Source organism: Kitasatospora sp. NPDC001683, from assembly GCF_053596495.1.
Map to the genome: position 1 here is coordinate 101,550 of NZ_JBSFGK010000001.1, position 18,209 is coordinate 119,758.

The 18,209-nt window shown below is 72.7% G+C and carries 13 protein-coding genes; 12 read left to right on the top strand and 1 reads right to left on the bottom strand.

Going from position 1 to position 18,209, the window contains the following annotated elements; translation table 11 throughout:
- Positions 1-413: 413 nt before the first annotated feature.
- From ACWCYO_RS00475 to ACWCYO_RS00495, 5 genes are all read left to right on the top strand, one after another.
- A complete protein-coding gene (locus ACWCYO_RS00475; RefSeq protein ID WP_270145715.1) occupies positions 414-1,115 on the top strand; it encodes a PadR family transcriptional regulator in 702 nt (233 codons plus the stop codon).
- 126 nt (positions 1,116-1,241) lie between these two features.
- A complete protein-coding gene (locus tag ACWCYO_RS00480) occupies positions 1,242-2,324 on the top strand; it encodes an inositol-3-phosphate synthase (RefSeq protein WP_030278269.1) in 1,083 nt (360 codons plus the stop codon).
- A 155-nt stretch (positions 2,325-2,479) separates the two neighbouring features.
- Positions 2,480-3,814: an MFS transporter gene (locus ACWCYO_RS00485; RefSeq protein ID WP_270145713.1), complete on the top strand. Its 1,335-nt coding sequence runs from the start codon at positions 2,480-2,482 to the stop codon at positions 3,812-3,814.
- A gap of 134 nt (positions 3,815-3,948) precedes the next feature.
- Complete coding sequence (locus ACWCYO_RS00490; protein ID WP_270145711.1) at positions 3,949-4,536, top strand: LppU/SCO3897 family protein; 588 nt, start codon at positions 3,949-3,951, stop codon at positions 4,534-4,536.
- Positions 4,537-4,571: 35 nt separating this feature from the next.
- Entirely contained in the window at positions 4,572-5,576 is a 1,005-nt protein-coding gene (locus ACWCYO_RS00495) for an LppU/SCO3897 family protein (RefSeq protein WP_270145709.1), read from the top strand.
- Positions 5,577-5,643: 67 nt separating this feature from the next.
- On the opposite strand, the gene ACWCYO_RS00500 is transcribed toward ACWCYO_RS00495, so the two are convergent.
- A complete protein-coding gene (locus ACWCYO_RS00500) occupies positions 5,644-7,068 on the bottom strand; it encodes a CCA tRNA nucleotidyltransferase (protein WP_270151114.1) in 1,425 nt (474 codons plus the stop codon).
- A gap of 362 nt (positions 7,069-7,430) precedes the next feature.
- Between ACWCYO_RS00500 and ACWCYO_RS00505 the strand changes: the two genes are divergently transcribed.
- From ACWCYO_RS00505 to trxA, 7 genes are all read left to right on the top strand, one after another.
- Positions 7,431-9,938, top strand: a complete 2,508-nt coding sequence (locus ACWCYO_RS00505; RefSeq protein ID WP_449782901.1) for a DUF6049 family protein — start codon at positions 7,431-7,433, stop codon at positions 9,936-9,938.
- Positions 9,939-9,995: 57 nt separating this feature from the next.
- Positions 9,996-12,452: a murein biosynthesis integral membrane protein MurJ gene (gene murJ / locus ACWCYO_RS00510; protein WP_449782902.1), complete on the top strand. Its 2,457-nt coding sequence runs from the start codon at positions 9,996-9,998 to the stop codon at positions 12,450-12,452.
- A gap of 304 nt (positions 12,453-12,756) precedes the next feature.
- A complete protein-coding gene (locus ACWCYO_RS00515) occupies positions 12,757-14,805 on the top strand; it encodes a serine/threonine protein kinase (RefSeq protein WP_449782903.1) in 2,049 nt (682 codons plus the stop codon).
- A 41-nt stretch (positions 14,806-14,846) separates the two neighbouring features.
- Positions 14,847-15,614, top strand: coding sequence for an RNA polymerase sigma factor SigM (gene sigM / locus ACWCYO_RS00520; RefSeq protein ID WP_449782904.1), 768 nt, complete (start codon positions 14,847-14,849; stop codon positions 15,612-15,614).
- Positions 15,611-16,567: a hypothetical protein gene (locus ACWCYO_RS00525; protein ID WP_449782905.1), complete on the top strand. Its 957-nt coding sequence runs from the start codon at positions 15,611-15,613 to the stop codon at positions 16,565-16,567. Before sigM ends, ACWCYO_RS00525 begins: the two co-directional genes overlap by 4 nt.
- Before the next feature lie 195 nt (positions 16,568-16,762).
- Positions 16,763-17,728 carry a thioredoxin-disulfide reductase gene (gene trxB / locus ACWCYO_RS00530; protein WP_270145699.1) on the top strand — a complete coding sequence of 322 codons (966 nt, stop codon included), beginning with the start codon at positions 16,763-16,765 and terminating at the stop codon, positions 17,726-17,728.
- A gap of 132 nt (positions 17,729-17,860) precedes the next feature.
- Positions 17,861-18,184, top strand: coding sequence for a thioredoxin (gene trxA / locus ACWCYO_RS00535; protein WP_270145697.1), 324 nt, complete (start codon positions 17,861-17,863; stop codon positions 18,182-18,184).
- The last annotated feature ends 25 nt before the right edge of the window (positions 18,185-18,209 follow it).

Below are 18,209 nucleotides of genomic sequence, written 5' to 3' on the forward strand. Positions count from 1 at the left end.
CCCGGGGGCTGCTGCCCGTCACCGCCCGGGTTGGGCGTCCTTCGCCGTCGCTCGCTCATGTTCTCAGCCGCTCCTCGCCAGGCCTTGGCGGCCTGAAGGCAGGGTTCCTGTCCGATGCCCGGACCGCCCTAACCCCGGAGGTTGGTCCTCGTGCACACGCGACAGCGTACGCAGCGCTGAAATACAACTAATCGGGCATCAGTCGCCAATAACCGCAAAACGGCGACAGATCATTACATGCCCGTTGCCAACCCCACCCGCGCGTCGGCTTGTGATCACATTCACGCGTGCCCCCCTTGCTCGTTCCGAGGGCCGGGTTTACTGTTCTCGATATATCGAGCCGATACATCGAAGCGGTATACCGCCGGATGCAGCGGCCGGAGCGAGGGTCAAGGGGAAGGAGGACGACGGCAGTGGGCAGGCGCTCAGGAGTGCTGGAGTTCGCCGTTCTCGGCCTGCTCCATGACGCCCCGATGCACGGCTACGAGCTGCGCAAGCGGCTCAACATCCTGCTCGGAGCACTGCGGGCGCTCTCCTACGGAACGCTCTACCCGTGCCTGAAGAGCCTGGTCGCCCAGGGTTTCCTGGTCGAGGACAACCCGGACGTCGAGTACGTCCCGGCCACCGCGCTCAACGGCAAGCGGTCGAAGATCGTCTACCGGCTCTCCCCCGAGGGCAAGCAGCGCTTCGAGGAGTTGCTCGCCGACTCCGGTCCGGACGCCTGGGAGGACGAGCGCTTCGGCGTCCACTTCGCCTTCTTCGGCCAGACCGACCGGGCCGTCCGGATGCGCGTCCTGGAGGGTCGCCGCAGCCGGCTGGAGGAGCGCCTGGAGCGGATGCGCAGCTCGCTGGCCCGCGCCCGCGAACGGTTCGACGACTACACCGTCGAACTCCAGCGGCACGGCCTGGAGTCGGTGGAACGCGAGGTCCGGTGGCTCAACGAGCTGATCGAGACCGAACGGGCCAACCGCACCGGCCGGACCGGGCCCGCCACGGACGGGAACGTCACCGCCGTACCCCCCAAGACTTCGGACGGCCGTGGCCAGGAGACCGGGTCCCGCGACCCGTCCGGGCCACCGTACGACCGCCCGGGGCGCTCCGCCCAGGAGCGCTGACACCGCGTCAGCCCTGTGCCACGCGGCAGGAGTGGGCGCCTCGCGCCCGTACAAGCAGTCATCGAAGAAGCAGGACGAGTGCCGTCGACCCCGACGGCCCTCATGAGATCACAGGGAGCAACCGGAATGGGTTCGGTTCGCGTAGCCATCGTGGGCGTGGGCAACTGCGCCGCGTCGCTGGTGCAGGGTGTCGAGTACTACAAGGACGCCGACCCGGCCGGCAAGGTCCCCGGGCTGATGCACGTCCAGTTCGGTGACTACCACGTCCGTGACGTGGAGTTCGTCGCCGCCTTCGACGTCGACGCCAAGAAGGTCGGCTTCGACCTGGCCGACGCCATCGGCAACAGCGAGAACAACACCATCAAGATCTGCGACGTCCCGCCGACCGGCGTGACCGTCCAGCGCGGCCACACCCTCGACGGCCTCGGCAAGTACTACCGGGAGACCATCGAGGAGTCGGACGAGGCCCCGGTCGACGTCGTCCAGGTCCTCAAGGACAAGCAGGTCGACGTCCTGGTCTGCTACCTGCCCGTCGGCTCCGAGGACGCGGCCAAGTTCTACGCCCAGTGCGCCATCGACGCCAAGGTCGCCTTCGTGAACGCCCTGCCGGTGTTCATCGCGGGCACCAAGGAGTGGGCGGACAAGTTCACCGAGGCCGGCGTGCCGATCGTCGGTGACGACATCAAGTCCCAGGTCGGCGCCACCATCACGCACCGCGTGATGGCCAAGCTGTTCGAGGACCGCGGTGTCATCCTCGAGCGCACCATGCAGCTGAACGTCGGCGGCAACATGGACTTCAAGAACATGCTCGAGCGCGAGCGCCTGGAGTCCAAGAAGATCTCCAAGACCCAGGCCGTCACCTCGCAGATCCGCGACCGCGAGCTGGGCGCCAAGAACGTCCACATCGGCCCCTCGGACTACGTGGCCTGGCTGGACGACCGCAAGTGGGCCTACGTCCGCCTCGAGGGCCGCGCGTTCGGCGACGTCCCGCTGAACCTGGAGTACAAGCTCGAGGTCTGGGACTCCCCGAACTCCGCGGGTGTCATCATCGACGCCGTGCGTGCCGCGAAGATCGCCAAGGACCGCGGCATCGGCGGCCCGATCCTGTCGGCCTCCTCGTACTTCATGAAGTCCCCGCCGGTCCAGTACTTCGACGACGAGGCCAAGGAGAACGTCGAGAAGTTCATCCGCGGCGAGGTCGAGCGCTGAGCGCAGCTCGGTTCGCGACTGTCGAACGTCGAGCGCTGAGCTGACTGCTCCTAGCTCTTCCGAAGGGCTCACGATCATCTGATCGTGAGCCCTTCACGTTCCCGCAGCGAATGTTTCACGTGAAACGGCGCCCGGTTCCGTGGCACTCTGGGCGGGTGGCGATCACCGAGAACGGCAGCACCCACCAGTCCGCGCACCGCGCCACGCTCCTCGGTCTGCTCCGCGGCCGGGACTTCCGGCGGCTGCTGACCGCCCGGATCCTCTCCCAACTCTCGGACGGCGTCTTCCAGGTCTCGCTCGCCGCCTACGTGGTCTTCTCCCCGGAGAAGCAGTCCTCCCCCGCCGACATCGCCTCGGTGCTGGCCGTGATGCTGCTGCCGTTCTCGGTGATCGGCCCGTTCGCCGGGGTGCTGCTGGACCGCTGGCGCCGCCGCCAGGTGCTCTACTTCGGCAACCTGGCCCGCTTCGGGCTGGGGCTGGGCACCGGCGCGCTGCTCCTGGTCCAGGCGCCGACCTGGCTGTTCTTCGCCTCGGCGCTGCTGGTCACCGCGCTCAACCGGTTCATCCTGGCCGGCCTGTCCGCCGCCCTGCCCCGGGTGGTCGAGCAGGACACCCTGGTCACCGCCAACGCCCTGTCCCCCACCCTCGGGACGGTCGCCGCCGCCTCGGGCGGGGGCATCGGCTTCCTGCTGCACCAGCTGATGGTCCCCGGGCCGGAGGCGGACGCCGCGCTGGTCACCGTCGCCTCGCTGCTCTACCTGTCGGCCGCGCTGGCGGCCCGTCGGATGGACCGCGACCTGCTCGGTCCGGAGCGGCACGGCGACCACCCCGCGCTCGGCCAGGCGCTGAAGCGGGCCGCCGTCGAACTCGGCGCCGCCGTCCGCCACCTGGTGCGGGACTGCCGGCCCGCCGTGCACGCGCTGGCCGCCGTCACCGCGGCCCGGTTCTGCTACGGCGTGCTGATCGTGGTCGTGGTGATGCTCGCCCGGTACACCTTCAACGACCCGACCGACAGCGCGGCCGGACTGGCCACCCTCGGCCAGGCGGTCGGCCTGTCGGCCGCCGGCTTCTTCGTCGCCGCGGTGGTCAGCCCCTGGTGCACCCGCCGGCTCGGCCTGGCCGGCTGGATGACGGTCTGCCTGCTCGCCCCGGTGGTCTTCGTCCCGGCGCTCGGCCTGTTCTTCGCCCCGATCCCCTGCCTGGCCGCCGCCCTGCTGCTCGGAGTGGTCACCCAGGGCACCAAGATCTGCGCCGACACCGTGGTGCAGGAGTCGGTCGAGGACGAGTTCCGCGGCCGGGTGTTCGCCATCTACGACGTGCTGTTCAACGTCGCCTTCGTGGCCGCCGCCCTGGTCACCGCGTTGGTGCTGCCGCTGTCCGGCCGCTCGGTCACGGTGGTCGTCGGGGTGGCCGGGGTGTACGCGCTGGCCGCGGCGCTCTACCTGCGGGCCGCCCGGCGGTCCGGCCCGCTCCCCGGCGGCGGTCACTGAAACCGTCCGGTACCGGAATCGAAACCACCTCGTCCCGAAATCCCGGACGGACTCCGGACCGATTGCGTCCGACCGAGTCGCTAAGGTACGTAAACCTGTCGGAACGACAGCACTCGGTCTCGGGGGACGAACTGATGAGCACACCGACCGGCCCGTACGGGCCGCCGCCACCCGCCGCGCCCGGGTACGGTCCGCCCCCGCCCGCGTACGGCCGGCAGCCGTACCCGCCGAACCCGTACGCGCAGAACCCGTACGCGCAGAACCCGTACGCCCAGGCGCCCCAGGCACAGCAGCCGTACGGGCAGCAGCCGCCCGCCGGCCCGTACGGCTACCCGCAACCCGCCCAGCCGCCCGCGGCACCGCCCGCCAAGCGCGGTGTCCGGTCCAAGCTGCGGGTCGTCGGAGTGGTCGGCGGCTGCGTCGTGGTCGCGGCCGGCTACTTCCTGAGCGGTCCGAACGTGAGCAGCGCCAAGCCCGGCGACTGCGTCCGGGTGAGCGGCTCGCGCGACGTCGAGATCGTCAACTGCACTGACTCCAAGGCCAATTACAAGGTGCTGTCGAAGTTCACCGGCACCACCGACGTGACCCGCTGCCGGCAGACGCCGCAGACCACCAGCACCGTCTCGGGCAAGAGCGGACGCCGTTGGAACAAGAAGCGGTACGTGCTCTGCCTCGGCCCGCTGACCCCCACCACCGGCTACCCGCCGGTGAAGAAATCCTGACCTCTTCCAGCCGCCATCCTTCTCCGGGGGACCTCTTGTCCGTTCCGCCTCCGCCCCAGTCGCCCTACGGCCCGCCGCCCGGTGGCGGCAGCCCGTACGCCGGCGGCCCGTACGGCGCACCGCCCCCGCCGGGCCCGCCCGGGTACGGCTACCCGAGCGCCCCGCCGCCGGAGCAGCCGTACGGCGCCCAGCCGCCCGGTTACGACTACGGCGGCTACGGCTACCCCCCTCCGGCCCCGACGGACGGGGAGCACTGCCGCTTCTGCGGGGGCTTCCCCGCCGTGCGCGCCACCGTCCGCGGCCACCAGGGCCTGATAGTCGCGTTCCGGATGCTGCGGATGCACGGCCCGTTCTGCCACACCTGCGGAACGGCCACCGTGCGCGACATGTCCGCCCGGACGCTCGTCCAGGGCTGGTGGAGCTGGGTGTCGCCGCTGCTGACCCTGATCACCCTGCTGATGAACCTCGGCGCCCACGGCAGGATCAAGCGGCTGCCGCCGCCGATGCCGGGCACCCACGGCCCGCAGCTCGACCCGGGCGCCCCGCTGAGCAGCCGCCCGCACCTGGCGATGCTGCTGGTGCCGGTCTCCCTGCTGACCACCGGGATCCTGGTCGCCACCGGCGTGATCGGCCCGAAGAACGGCACCCCGGTCGGCTCGTCGACGCCGACCAACACGGTCACCTTCTCCCCGTCGCCGCAGCCCACCTTCAGCTTCACCCCGCCGCCCCCGATGCCGTCCTTCACGCTGCCGAGCATCACCCTGCCGCCGATCGCCACCCCGACCGACCCGTCCGACGCGGTGGACGACGCCAAGATCGGTGACTGCCTGCGCAACGACGGGACCAGCGACGACCACCCGAAGATCTCCGTGCTGCCCTGCACCGACTCCAAGGCGCAGTACAAGGTGGTCTACAAGTACTTCGCCACCTCCGACGAGAAGGCCTGCCAGAAGCAGCCCAAGGCGGACAGCTCCTACACCCGCACCCACCCGAACTGGCCGGCACTGGACTACGTGCTCTGCCTCAAGCACCTGAAGTGATCCCGCGCACGGGCGAGGGGCGGCACCCGCACCGGGGCCGCCCCTCGTTCCGTCGCCGCTGTCGCGGTCAGCCCTGCTGCCCGGCCCACCAGGCCCGCAGCGCCGCGACCGCCTCGTCGTGCTCCATCGGCCCCTGCTCCAGCCGCAGTTCGAGCATGTGCTTGTACGCCTTGCCGACCTGCGGGCCGGGCTTCAGCCCGAGCAGCTCCATGATCTGGTTGCCGTCCAGCGCCGGGCGGATCGCGTCCAGCTCCTCCTGCGCCTTCAGCTCGGAGATCCGCTGCTCCAGGCCGTCGTAGGTGCGCGAGAGCGCGGCCGCCTTCTTCTTGTTGCGGGTGGTGCAGTCGGAGCGGGTCAGCTTGTGCAGGCGCTCCAGCAGCGGCCCGGCGTCGGTGACGTAGCGGCGCACCGCGGAGTCGGTCCACTCCCCGCCGCCGTACCCGTGGAAGCGCAGGTGCAGCTCGACCAGGCGCGAGACGTCCTCGGTGAGCTCCTTGGAGTACTTGAGCTCGCGCATCCGCTTGCGGGTCATCTTGGCGCCGACCACCTCGTGGTGGTGGAAGGAGACCCGGCCGTCCGACTCGAAGCGGCGGGTGCGCGGCTTGCCGATGTCGTGCAGCAGCGCGGCCAGCCGCAGGGTGAGGTCCGGGCCGTCCTGCTCCAGGTCGATGGCCTGCTCCAGGACGGTCAGCGAGTGCTCGTAGACGTCCTTGTGCCGGTGGTGCTCGTCGCGCTCCAGCTTCAGCGCGGGCAGCTCCGGCAGCACGTACCCGGCCAGACCGGTGTCGACCAGCAGCCGCAGGCCCTTCACCGGGTGCCGGGCCAGCAGCAGCTTGTTCAGCTCGGCCTGCACCCGCTCGGCCGAGACGATGGTGATCCGCTCGGCCATCGCGGTCATCGCGGCGACCACCTCGGGCGCCGGTTCGAAGTCCAGCTGGGCGGCGAAGCGGGCGGCCCGCATCATCCGCAGCGGGTCGTCGGAGAAGGACTCCTCGGGGGTGGCGGGGGTGCGCAGCACCCGGGCCTCCAGGTCCTCCAGGCCGCGGTGCGGGTCGACGAAGCCGCGGCCGGGCAGGTCGACGGCCATCGCGTTGACCGTGAAGTCCCGGCGGACCAGGTCCTGCTCGATGGTGTCGCCGTAGGTCACCTCGGGCTTGCGGGAGGTGCGGTCGTACGCCTCGGAGCGGTAGGTGGTGATCTCGATCAGGAAGGAGCCCTCGGGGGTGTCCTTGCGGGCGCCGACGGTGCCGAAGGCGATGCCGACGTCCCAGACCGCGTCCGCCCAGCCCTTGACCAGCTTGAGCACCTGCTGCGGGCGGGCGTCGGTGGTGAAGTCCAGGTCGTTGCCGAGCCGACCGAGCAGTGCGTCCCGCACCGAGCCGCCGACCAGGGCCAGCCGGTGACCGGCCGCCTGGAACCGGCGGGCGATCTCGTCGGCCACCGGCGACACCCGCAGCAGCTCTTGCAGCCCCAGGGTCTGGGCCTCGCTCAGGCCTGGGACGGCCTGGACGGCGGTGCTGGAACGATCGGTGCGCGCGGTGGGCTCATTGGCAGTGGACACGGCTCACAAGGGTACGTGCCCCGGAAGGTCAACCGCCCACGCGTTTTGGGCGTCTCACCCCACAGCCCGCAACACTGCACGCCAGGCTGGATCGTTACCATGCCGGTGGACGGATCGCGGACACCGGAACCGGGGATGCGGTGTCGCGTGCCGCCACGTCGGCGGAACCTTCCGCGGCAGCAGGGTGGCGCACAGCGTCGAGCGAAGAACGTCGAGCGGGGAACGTCCGGCAGCACCGCCGGACGGACAGCATCAGCAGCGAGCGATCGAACAGAACGGCGAGGGCGAAACGAGTGAGTGAGCCGGCACGGCACTCGGGCCTGGGGGCGCACCGACCACCCGACCGACGGACTGGACGTCCCGCCGACGGACGGAGCCCGGGCCGCCTGGCCCGCCGCTTCGCCGCCGCCTGCGCGGCCGCCCTGACCCTGTTCACGGCCGCCCCCGCCATGGCGCTGCCGGCCGGCGGCAACATCAGCCCGGCCGCCGACGCCACGGCCACCGCGGAGTACCCGGTGGCGCTGACCATCGAGTCGGTGACCCCGCAGCTGGCCGTCCCCAACGGCACCGTGTCCATCACCGGCCACGTCACCAACGCGGGCAAGTCGGCCCTCAAGGGCGCCCACGCGGCAGTCCGCAAACCGGCCTCCACCAAGCCCCTGCAACGGCGCAGCGAGCTCCAGGGCGTGGCCACCCGCACCACGCCGAGGGGCGACGACGGCACCGAGCTGGACAGCCCGCAGTACGCCCTGCCGGAGCTGAAGCCGGGCCAGAGCCTGCCGTACACCCTGAGCGTCGCGGTGAGCGACCTCGGGCTGTCCGAGAGCGGCGTCTACGAGCTCGCGGTGGACGCCTGGGGCTCGACCGACGACAACCCGCGCGACCGCGCCCTGGGCATCGCCCGCACCTTCCTGCCCTTCTCCACCGGCGGCACCGAGGCCCAGCCGACGAAGGTCACCACGCTCTGGCCGCTGGTGCACGCGCCGGTGCTGGCCGCGCAGACCGCCGCCGACAACGACCAGACCCTCCCGGTGCTGCGCGACGACAGCCTGGCCACCGATCTCGCACCGGGCGGGCGGTTGTACGAGCTGGTCGACACCGGTTCCAAGCTGACCGGGCTGACCTGGGTGATCGACCCGGACCTGCTGGACGCCGCGTTCGCGATGACCGGCAAGTACCGGGTGCAGAAGCCGGGCAGCGAGGCCGAGGGCAAGTCCGCCAAGGACGACAACACCGTCCAGCACGACGCCTCCCCCGCCGCCGAGGCCTGGCTGAACAAGCTGCGCGCGGCCGTCGCCAAGTCGGGCAGCCAGGTCATCGCGCTGCCGTACGCCGACCCGGACCTCGCCTCGATCGCCCACAACGGCGCCGACCTGTCCGGCATGGGCACCGCCCTGGACAAGGCGGCCACCGCCGGCCGGCTGACCGTCGAGGGCCGGCTCTCCGTGGACACCCGCTCCGACGTGGCCTGGCCCTACCAGGGCTACCTCGACCAGCAGATCGCCGGCTTCGCCCGGCAGACGGGCAGCAGCCTGGTGCTGGTCAACGGCGCGAGCATGCCCGACCCTGACTCGGTGAACTACACGCCGACCGCGGTGCGCCCGATCGGCAACGGGCAGAGCGCCGTGGTCGCCGACGACACGGTCTCCTCGCTCCTCCAGAAGGACCTGAGCGACCCGAAGGACCAGACCGACGCGACCCAGCGATTCCTGGCCGAGACCTTCACGATCACCCACGAGCAGCCGCAGAACCAGCGCGGCCTGCTGGTCATGCCGCCGCGCGAGATGACCGCCGCCACCGCCAAGGTGCTGGCGGGGGCGCTGCAGACGGCGACCGACAAGTGGCTGACCCCGGCGAAGCTGGACGCACTGGCCCAGTCCGCGCCGGACCCGAAGGCCAACACCACCGTCCCGTCGCCCGCCGACTACCCGACCCAGGCCCGGGCCTCCGAACTGCCGGCCTCCGCCCTGAGCGGCACCGACAAGCTCCAGTGGGACCTGGACACCCTGATGCGGGTGCTCACCCTGCCCCAGCGGGTGCGCGGCCCGTTCAGCGCCGCCATGGTCCGCTCGCTGTCCACCGAGTGGCGCCCCCAGACGTCGGCCGGCGAGGACTACCGCAAGGGCGTCGGCGGGTACCTGACGGAGCTCACCCGCGCCGTCCAGGTGCCGCCGAAGAAGGTGGTCACCCTGTCGGGGAACACCGGCCAGATCCAGGTCAGCGTGCGCAACGACCTCACCCAGACGGTCACCAACCTGAAGCTGCGGCTCACCTCCAACCAGCCGAACCGGCTGGGGGTGGGCAAGCCGGAGGACCTGGTCCTCCCGCCCTCGCAGAGCGTCACCCTGCGCTTCAACGCGGAGGCGCGCAACAACGGCCCGGTCCAGATGACCGCCCAGCTGTGGACCACCGGCCCCGACGCGAGGCCGTACGGCGAGCCCAAGACCTTCACGGTCGAGGTCACCTCGGTGACCAACGGAGTGCTGTACGTCTTCGCCGGCGCCGCCGTACTGCTGGTGCTGGCCGCGCTGCGCTTCTTCCGCCAGCGCAAGCGCCGCGGCGGGCATCCGCACGAGGACGGCGACCAGCCGGTCGGCGACGGCCCGGCGACGGACGGCCCGGACGGCGCCGCCGGGACCGAGCCGGAGGAGCCGGGGGCCACCGCACCGGAACGCACCCAGGGCCCCGCCGAGAACGACCCGGCGGACGGCTCGGCGGGCGACGGTCCCGCGCAGACACCGCGCGCCAGCAGCCCGGATGGCCGGGATCGGACCGCCAGTGATGAGAAGGTTGGTCCTTGATACCGCCGACCCCCCGCAACGCCGGGCCGGCCTCCCCCACGACAGCGAAGAGGTGACATGACCGGGCGCAGCGAGGAGCGGCCCCCGGGCCGCGGTGAGAGCCGGCCGGGTGCCGAGTCGCCGTCCGGCGACTGGTACGTGGCCGACACCTACGCCCAGGACCCGTACGCCGCCGAGGCGTACCGGAACCCCCAGGACGGCCAGGACCCGTACGGCCTGCAGGCCGGGCGACCCGCCGCGGCGCCGCCGCCGGCCACCGCGTACGACGTGCCGCCGCAGCTTCCGCCGCAGGGCGGCAGCTACCCGACCCCGGTGCCGTCGACGCCGTTCTCGCCCCCGGTGCCGCCCGTGCAGCCGGGCTGGGACACTCCCCCGGCCCAGGCCGACTGGCCGCAGCAGGCCGGCCCGGCCGCCGCCCACTGGGGCGGCGCCGAGCAGCCCCAGCCGCAGTGGGAGCCGGGCCCGGCGCACTCCGCCTGGGACACCGAGACCACCGAGTACGTCGGGGTGGACGCGCTGTTCGGCGGCCGCCCGGCCGAGGCCGCGGCCCCGCAGCCGGTGCCCCAGCCCGCCCCGGTCCAGCCGGTCGCGCCGGTGCCCCCGGCCGGCCAGGTGCCGCCGGTCGCCCCCGCGCCGTACCCGCCGGTGGGCGGTTACCCGGGGCAGCCGCAGCACCCCGGCCCGGACGGGCAGCGCCCCTTCGTGCCGCCGATCGAGTTCGACCCGCCGCTCTCCGAGGAGGAGGCCACCATGCAGGTGGCCGCCGTCGCGGTGCCCCCGGCGGTCGAGCCGCGGGCGGACCTCGCCGCGGAGCACACCGCGCAGCCCGCCACCGCACCCGAACCCGCCCCGGCGGCCGGCGGGGGCGGCGGCAAGGTCGCCAGCCTGCTGAACTCCAGCGCGATCATGGCAGCCGGCACCCTGGTCTCCCGCGGCACCGGCTTCCTGCGGACCATGGTGATCGCCGGCGCGATCGGCATCGCGGTCATGGGTGACTCGTACAACGCGGCGAACACCCTGCCGACCCTGCTGTACATCCTGATCGGCGGCGGCGCGCTCAACGCGGTGTTCGTGCCGCAGCTGGTGCGCAGCATGAAGAACGACGAGGACGGCGGCACCGCCTACGCCAGTCGGCTGCTCACCCTGGTGATGGTCGGACTCGGCGGCGTGGTGTTCCTGGCGGTGCTAGGGGCGCCGCTGCTGGTCCAGCTGATCGCGCACCCGATGATGACCAACCCGGCCCGTGCCGACACCACGGTGGCGCTGGCCCGGTACTGCCTGCCGACGATCTTCTTCATGGGCGTCCACGTGGTGATGGGCCAGGTCCTCAACGCCCGCGGCCGGTTCGGCGCGATGATGTGGACCCCGGTCCTCAACAACATCGTGGTGATCTTCACCTTCGGCGCGTACATCTGGGTCTACGGCGGCTACAACGGCACCCAGGTCACCCCGGAGAACATCTCCCCGGAGGGCGTCCGGCTGCTCGGCCTGGGCACCCTGCTCGGCCTGGTGGTCCAGTCGCTGGCGATGGTCCCGTACCTGCGCGCCGCGGACTTCCACTTCCGGCCGCGCTTCGACTGGCGCGGCCACGGCCTGGGCAAGGCGGCCCGGCTGGCCAAGTGGACCTTCTTCTTCGTGCTCGCCAACCAGGCCGGCTACCTGGTCATCACCCAGCTGGCCACCGCGGCCGGCAGCGCCGCCGAACAGGGCGGCCACGGCGGTGTCGGTCTGTCGGCCTTCTCCAACGCCCTGCTGATCTGGCAGCTCCCGCAGGCCGTCATCACCGTCTCGATCATGAGCGCGGTGCTGCCCCGGCTCTCCCGGGCGGCGGCCGACGAGGACGCCGGTGCCGTCCGCGACGACCTGTCGTACGGGCTGCGCACCACCGCGGTGGCGGTGGTCCCGGCGGCCTTCCTGTTCCTGGCGCTCGGCCCGGCGATCGGCCGCTCGATCTACGCGGTCGGCGGGGGCAGCACGGCCCTGAACAACGCGACCAACGTCGGCCTGATGCTCTCGGCCTTCGCGCTCGGGCTGATCCCCTATTCGGCCCAGTACGTGATGCTGCGCGGCTTCTACGCCTACGAGGACACCCGGACGCCGTTCTCCAACACCGTCTGGGTGGCCGCCTGCCAGGCCGGCTTCTCGCTGATCTGCTGGGTCGCGCTGCCCGCGCAGTGGACGGTGACCGGCATGGCCTTCGGCTACGGCCTCGCCTACGCCGTCGGAGTGACGGTCGCGGTGCCGAAGCTGAAGAAGAAGATCGGCGGGCTGGACACCAAGCGGATCGGCAAGACGTACAGCCGGCTGGCCGCCGCCTGCGTCCCGGCCGCGGCGGTCGGCCTCGGCGTCAGCCTGGCGGTCCAGCAGGTGCTCGGCGGCTGGGCGGGCAGCGTGCTGTCGGTGGTCCTGGGCGGCGGCCTCCAGCTGCTGGTCTTCGGGTTCGTCGCGAAGCGCCTGCGGATCGAGGAGATGAACGCCATGCTGGGCATGGTCCGCGGCCGACTGGGCCGCTGACCGACCGGCCAACCGGCCGGACGGGCGGACGCCCTGACCGGGCGTCAACCGGGGCGGTCACCGCCTCCGCCCGTCCGGCTCGATTCCGGCCCGCCCCCCGCTGCCGGAACCCACGGACCGCGAGGTGGCGGCCCGGTGTGGGATCTGCACGACATCTCTCCACCCGCAGGCAACCGAGCGGACGTCTCAGCGGTCGTACCCGGTGGAGAAGAGTGGGCACAATTGTCCTGGAGCACAGGGCGGCCGATCCGCGGGCTCCAGCGACTCTCTCAGCCGGGGCGACACAAGGGGAGGCAGGACCACGGTGGCTGATGGCACCAAGGCGGTCGTCGACACGTCAGCAGCTGACGCGGCGGCGGACGAGGCCGCGCTGGCTGCGGCGATCGACGAGCTCGGGCGCGCGAAGACCGCGCCGGCGGGCACCGTCGACGCCCGCTCCGCGAAGGCCTCCGCGAACGCCTCCACAGAAGCCTCCACGGACGCCTCCTCGGATCCCTCCGTGGCGGACGACGAGGACGCTCCCCCCGCCCCGCAAGGCGACCCGGACGACGCCCCGAAAGGCGACCCGGACACCGGCCCGGACGCCGAGCCGGACCGGGAGACCGCCGTCAGCGAGGAGACCTCGGAGATCACCGCCCCGCTCTCGGTCGACGAGATCGCCGCCGAACTGGCGGCCGGCTCCCCGCGGAAGAAACCCGCGCCCGCGCCGGAGACCGCCCCCGCCAAGCGCCGCCCGACCGACCCCCAGCCCACGGTCGACCCGCGGGACACCGCCACCCTCCCGCGCACCCTCCCCGCGCCGATGCGGCACAGCGGCGACAAGATCGGCAACCGGTACCTGCTCGAGGAGTGCATCTCCCAGACCGAGACCTTCAGCAGCTGGCGCGCCGTCGACGAGAAGCTGCGCCGGGCCGTCGGCGTCCACCTGATGGCCTCCGGCCACCAGCGGGCCCGCAAGGTGCTGGCCGCCGCCAAGTCCGCAGCACTGCTCGGCGACCCGCGCTTCGTCCAGGTGCTGGACGCCGTCCAGGAGAACGAGCTGGTCTACGTCGTGCGGGAGTGGCTGCCGCACGCCTCCGACCTCGCCAAGCTGCTGGTGAACGGCCCGATGGAGCCGCACGAGGCGTACCAGATGGTCCGCCAGGTCGCCGACGCCGTCGCCGCCGCCCACCGCCGCGGCAAGGCCCACCTGCGGCTCACCCCGCGCTGCGTGCTGCGCACCGACAGCGGCCAGTACCGGATCAACGGCATCGCGGTGGACGCCGCCCTGCGCGGGCTCCCCCCGGAGGACTCCACCGAGGACGCCCAGCGCACCGACACCCGGGCGATCGGCGCGCTGCTGTTCGCCGCGCTCACCCACCGCTGGCCGTACCCCGAGGACCGCTACGACCTCAAGGGGCTGCCCAAGGGCCTGCAGAACGCCGCGCCGGACCAGGTCCGCGCGGGCGTCCACAAGGGCCTGTCCGAGCTCGCGGCGCGCGCCCTGTTCGACCACCCGCCGCACCACGCCGCGCCGATCACCACCCCGGAGGAGCTGGTCCGGGCGATCGCGCAGCTGCCCCGGATCCGCCAGCCCGAGCCGGAGCTGCCGGCCTTCCCGACGCCGCCCCGGCACAACACCCACGCCCTGCCGACCGCGCCCAACCCCACCCGGGTCGCCGACACGACGGTCGCCCCGCTGCCGGCCTCCTCCCGGCCGACCGCCGCCCGGCGCACCCGGCGCCGGCTGCGCCGAGTGGTCAAGGCCACCGCCTGGACGGTCGCGCTGGGCGCGATCGGCGTCGCCTCCTGGCAGTTCGTCGGCAGCCTGCGCCACACCGGCCAGGCCGTCGCCACCCCGCAGCCCTCGGTCAGCACCGCCGCGCCGAGCCCGCACGGGACGACGACGCACGCCCCCGTGCCGATCACCGTCAAGGACGCGCAGTCCTTCAACCCGCTGGGCGACGGGCCCGAAGGCACCGCCAGCGTCAAGAACGCCATCGACGGCGATCCGGGCACCGCCTGGACCACCAACTGGTACAACGACCAGCTCGGCCCCAAGCCGCCCTCCCTCAAGTCGGGCACCGGCCTGCTGCTCGACCTCGGCTCGCCGCAGTCGGTCTCCTCGGTGGACGTCCAGTTCATCGGCGAGCACACCGCGGAGCTGCGGGTGCCCGGTACGGCCGGCGCCAACCCGCCGGGGACCAGGCCGGAGAACTTCACCGTCGTCGGCAAGAAGTCCGGCCCCAGCGCCGACTACACCCTCGACTCCCCGATCACCACGCGTTACCTCTTGATCTGGCTGACCGCTCTGCCGAAGGATGGCGACGGCAGGTTCCAGGGCAAGGTCGCCGAGGTCAAGGTCTTCGGCTGACCGCACCCCGGCGCACCGGAACGACGGCAAGGGGTCAAGGGGTGACAGTGGCGGAGGACGACGCGGCATTGCTCGCCCGGCACGTCGCCGGCGATCCGCACGCCTTCGGCGTGCTGGTGAACCGCCACCGCGACCGGCTCTGGGCGGTCGCCCTGCGCACCCTGGGCGACCGCGAGGAGGCCGCGGACGCCCTCCAGGACGCCCTGGTCTCCGCCTTCCGCGCCGCCCCCGGCTTCCAGGGCCGCTCGGCGGTCACCACCTGGCTGCACCGGATCGTGGTAAACGCCTGCCTGGACCGCGCCCGACGCAGCGCCACCCGGCGCACCACCCCGCTGGACGACGACCCGCAGCGGCTGGACAGCCTGGTCGGCACCGCCGAGCCGGCCGACTCCCCGGTGGTCCGGAACGAGGTGCACCGCGAGCTGACCGCGGCCCTCGCCGAGCTGCCCGCCGAGCAGCGGGCCGCGCTGGTCCTGGTGGACATGCAGGGCTATCCGGTCGCGGAGGCCGCCGAGCTGCTGGGCGTCCCGGTCGGCACCGTGAAGAGCCGCTGCGCGCGGGGCCGGGCCCGGCTGCTCCCGCTGGTCCGGCACCTGCGCGAGACGGACGACGGGGCGCGCGGGGAGCGGGATGTTTCACGTGAAACACCGGGGCGCCGGGCGCCGGGACGCGGGGCCTCCGGCTCGCCCGGAGCGGCCCCGCCACCGCGCCGCGACGCCCAGGGGAACCCGACGGGCCCGCGCACCGTCACAGGGACAGGCCCGAGCACCGGCCGCACGATGCTGGAAGGAGATGCGAGCACGCGATGACCGCCCCCCTCTCCTCCCCCGAGCCCGCCGACGCCCACCCCTCCGTCGAGGAGCTCGCCGACCTCGCCGAGGGCCTGGTCGAGCCCGCCGGGGCCGCCGAGGCGCTGCACCGGCACCTGGACGGCTGCGCCGAGTGCCGCGGGACCGCCGACGCCCTGACCGAGGTGCAGGCGCTGCTCGGCGCCGTCGAGCCCGAACCGGTGCCCGCCGACGTCGCCGCCCGGCTGGACGCCGCCCTCGCCGAGGCGGCCCTCGCCGACCGCTCCGCGGCCCGGAGCGCGCAGCGCCCGCCGGAGCGCCCCCGGCAGGCCTCCGCCACCACCGGCCGGACAGGGGCCCCGGCGACGCCCGTACGCGCCGTCCCGGCGCCCTCCGCGCCGCCGCCCCGCCCGGCCGCCTCTTCGGGACCCGGCCGTCCCCGGCTCCGCCGCCGGCGGTTCGCCGTGCTGCTCGGTGCCGCCGCCGCACTGGCCGCCTTCGGCCTCGGCGGCGCCCTGCTGCTGGACCACTCCGGCGACTCCGGCACCTCCGCCGCCTCGGCCGCCGCGACCGGTGTCGCCCAGGACCAGAGCGCCCGTACCCCACACCTCTCGGGCCCCGGCACCGTCTACCGGGAGGACCGGCTCGCCGCGCAGGTCCAGCAGTTGCTGGCCCGCTCCGGCACCGAGCCCGGGCTGCGCGCCTCGGAACCGGCCAAGTCCGGCGCCGCCCCCGCCGAGGGCGTCCGGCCGGAGCTCTCCGGCCCCACCTCACCCGCCGCCCCGGCCTCCCCCACCGCCTGCCCGGCCCCCGCCCCGGGCGCCCCGCTGGCCACCGACCAGGGCAGTTACCTGGGCGCCCCGGTCGAGGTCCTGGTCTACCCGAGCCCCGGCCGACCCGGTTTCGTGGACGTCTACCTGCGCTCCCCCGACTGTGGCCCGGTCGTCCTGCACCAGACCGTCCCCGGCCACTGAGCCCCGCTTTCCCAGCCACCGGCGGGCCGTTCCCATGCGATCGACGACCAGGACGCCACGCCGCTTCCGGAGTTCGGGCGCCTGGTACTGATCCGCCTGGGAATGCGAGACACTGGTCAGTCGTTGTCCCGGGCGGCGGAGCAGGACCGCCCTCCCCGCAGCAAACGCGGGTCGCGATGCGAACCAGGAGAAGCAGTGAGCGACGTCCGTAACGTGATCATCATCGGTTCCGGCCCGGCCGGGTACACGGCTGCGCTCTACACGGCCCGTGCCTCCCTCAAGCCGCTGGTCTTCGAGGGGGCCGTCACCGCCGGTGGTGCGCTGATGAACACCACCGAGGTCGAGAACTTCCCGGGCTTCCGGGACGGCATCATGGGCCCCGAGCTGATGGACAACATGCGGGCGCAGGCCGAGCGCTTCGGCGCCGAGCTGATCCCGGACGACATCGTCGCGGTCGACCTCACCGGTGACATCAAGACCGTCACCGACTCCGAGGGCAACGTGCACAAGGCCCGCGCCGTGATCGTCACCACCGGCTCCCAGCACCGCAAGCTCGGCCTGCCGAACGAGGACAAGCTCTCCGGCCGCGGCGTCTCCTGGTGCGCGACCTGCGACGGCTTCTTCTTCCGCGACCAGGACATCGCCGTGGTCGGCGGCGGCGACACGGCCCTGGAGGAGGCGACCTTCCTCTCCCGCTTCGCCAAGAGCGTCACGATCATCCACCGCCGCGACACCCTGCGCGCCTCCAAGGCGATGCAGGAGCGCGCCTTCGCCGACCCCAAGATCCGCTTCGAGTGGGACAGCGCGGTCGAGGCCATCCACGGCGACCCGAAGCTGACCGGCGTCACCCTGCGCGACACCACCACCGGCGAGACCCGCGAGCTGGCGGTCACCGGCCTGTTCATCGCGATCGGCCACGACCCGCGCACCGACCTGTTCAAGGGCCAGCTCGACCTCGACGCCGAGGGCTACCTGAAGGTCGAGTCCCCCTCGACCCGGACCAACATCGAGGGCGTCTTCGGCGCCGGCGACGTCGTGGACCACACCTACCGCCAGGCCATCACCGCCTCCGGCACCGGCTGCTCCGCCGCGCTGGACGCCGAGCGCTACCTGGCCGCGCTGGACGACGCGGAGAACAAGGCCGCCGCCGTCGCGGTCTGACCCCCTCGCCACCGACCGAACCCCGCGGGGGTGTTCCACGTGAAACACCCCCGCCCCGGCCAGGCAGAAACAGAACGGGCCCGCCCGTTGTTCACCTGGCAGCACCCCCTCCGTCCTACCCGAGGAGTTCCCGTGGCCGGCGCCACCATCGTCACCGATGCGACGTTCAAGTCCGACGTCCTGGAGAGCGACAAGCCCGTACTGGTCGACTTCTGGGCCACCTGGTGCGGCCCGTGCCGCCAGGTCGCCCCGATCCTGGAGGAGATCGCGGCCGAGCAGGGCGACAAGCTGACCGTTGCCAAGCTCGACGTGGACGCCAACCAGGTGACCGCCGCCGAGTACAACGTCATCTCGATCCCGACCCTGATCCTCTACAAGGGCGGCCAGCCGGTGAAGCAGATCACCGGTGCCCGTCCGAAGGCCGCGCTGCTGCGCGAGCTGGACGGCCTGATCTAGGTCCTCCGGTCACCGACCGAACGGC